We start from the raw sequence: 1,928 nt of genomic DNA, 5'->3' as shown, positions 1-1,928 counted from the left end.
AGCGCAAATCAACCACTACTCACTACATCCAAAAGAAAGAGCATTTACGTGAACAGCTAAATGATATATCCGAACGACTTCGATTTTCATAAAAGAATTTCGATGATCGTTCGGATTTTCTTTTAGCTAAACTCTTTTATCCGAGGCTCTATTTTTGTGGTAGGATAATGAAAAGATGATAGAAAAATGAATATCCAAAGGAGAATCACTAACGTGTTTGTCACCACTTGTGGAAGAACCAATCAGAACGTAATAGATAAAGCGCATGAGGCGGCCGATCTCCTTTCAATACCGTATATCCCGAGGAAAAAAAGATCGATCCGTCACCATATGGAAAAAGCTGATGGTGACTGCCTTGTCATCGGGAAAGAACGGCTTGAGCTTCATACGCGGGAAGGGAAGGGCGAGCCATTCTTTTTCCATCCAAATTCCGCATCCTTCCGAATCAAGAGGCTTATGAGGGGGGAAAAGGACCCACTCATCGAAGCGGCAGACCTTGAGGAAGGCATGAGCTTTCTGGACTGCACCCTTGGACTTGCTTCAGACAGCATCATCGCGAGCCATATCGTAGGGGAAGAAGGGTCGGTAACAGGGATTGAAGCGAATAAATTCATTGCCCATATCGTTCATCAAGGACTGCAGGAATGGAACTCTCCGCTTCCTGCGTTAAATCGGGCCATGAAACGTATAAACGTCCTGAATGGGCATTTTGACGAAGAACTAAAAAAAATCAGGGATGATGCATTCGACGTCGTTTACATTGATCCCATGTTTGAAGAAGCATTGACCGACTCACATGGAATCAATCCCATCAGACAGTGGGCAAGCTATACCGGGGTTACAAAAGAAGGAATAAAAGAAGCGAAACGAGTGGCCAAAAAGCGGGTCGTACTAAAAGAACACTATCAATCACCCCTATTCGAAGAAATGGGCTTTGAAGTAATAAAAAGGCCATCAGCCAAATTCCACTTTGGCGTCATCCGGTTATAAAAGACCTAATAAAATAGACAGGCATCCATCGCCTGTCTAATCCCATACATATTAATCAGTGAATCCCAGTACAATAAAATAACCTAACAGAAGTATGTATCCGATATTGATCATAATTCCAGTATCCATCTAGTTATCCTCCTTACAAAGTATCCTCATTAATATACTACCACATAAAGATTTTTATATCCTACAAAAAAATGAAACCTTTTTCACTTTTTACTCGTAAGAAGTAGTATAATAATAGACGTAATACATAGGAAAGGACGTTATCTATGTCGATCTGGCTCAAGAAATCGTTTTTTATCTTACTATCCATCCTGACATTTGGACTTGTTTCACCATCACAGGCCTTCCTGAATGAAGAAAATCATGCCCTTGCCAAAAATAATGGCAAGCCTTCCACGGTGGAATCGACTCCAGAGGAAACTAGGGAAGAAGAGTCTGCCCTAACCCATGATGGTTTCATCGAATCGATGCTGGTACAAGCAGAAAAAAATGCATATGAAAAATTCGGGACCAAGATCAAGCCTGTCATAGAGGATGAATTCAGATCATTGATCCTTCCAAAGATTGAAAAGGCGATAGCGGATACAGCAGCAGAGTTTCCGGAAGAAGACTTAACGTCCCTTACCATTTCAGAAGTACCTCAATATGCTAAAACAGAAAAGATCTTTCATATTTATGACGAGCGTTCGGGTGAAGATATCATTCGTTTTCATGTAAGAAAAGACCATCCACCAAAAGATGGCTATTATTTCAACTTTCACTACCATACGGTGCACGATAACTTCCAGGCCCACCATGAACTGGGAAGCATTTTTTGGGACAAAAACACCCCACCTCAATGGATGAGCGCGTCCTGATTTACCATATATCAAAAGAAAAAAGCAAGCACGGTGATGAACGTGCTTGTTTTTTTGGTTCTATAATATTTG

2 protein-coding genes are annotated in these 1,928 nt (G+C 41.1%); both read left to right on the top strand.

The genetic code is table 11. From position 1 onward, the window contains the following. Nucleotides 1–213: 213 nt before the first annotated feature. The gene (locus BVI01S_RS21765) at nt 214–990 is read left to right on the top strand and encodes a class I SAM-dependent methyltransferase (RefSeq protein ID WP_034758568.1); all 777 of its coding nucleotides are present in this window, start codon (nt 214–216) and stop codon (nt 988–990) included. 275 nt (nt 991–1,265) lie between these two features. Next, nucleotides 1,266–1,856 carry a YpjP family protein gene (locus BVI01S_RS21760; protein ID WP_034758570.1) on the top strand — a complete coding sequence of 197 codons (591 nt, stop codon included), beginning with the start codon at nt 1,266–1,268 and terminating at the stop codon, nt 1,854–1,856. Nucleotides 1,857–1,928: the final 72 nt, after the last annotated feature.

It is taken from the genome of Rossellomorea vietnamensis NBRC 101237, assembly GCF_001591825.1.
Lineage (GTDB): Bacteria > Bacillota > Bacilli > Bacillales > Bacillaceae_B > Rossellomorea > Rossellomorea vietnamensis.
Note: the sequence above shows the minus strand (reverse complement) of the source record. Positions and strands in the feature narration are given on the sequence as shown.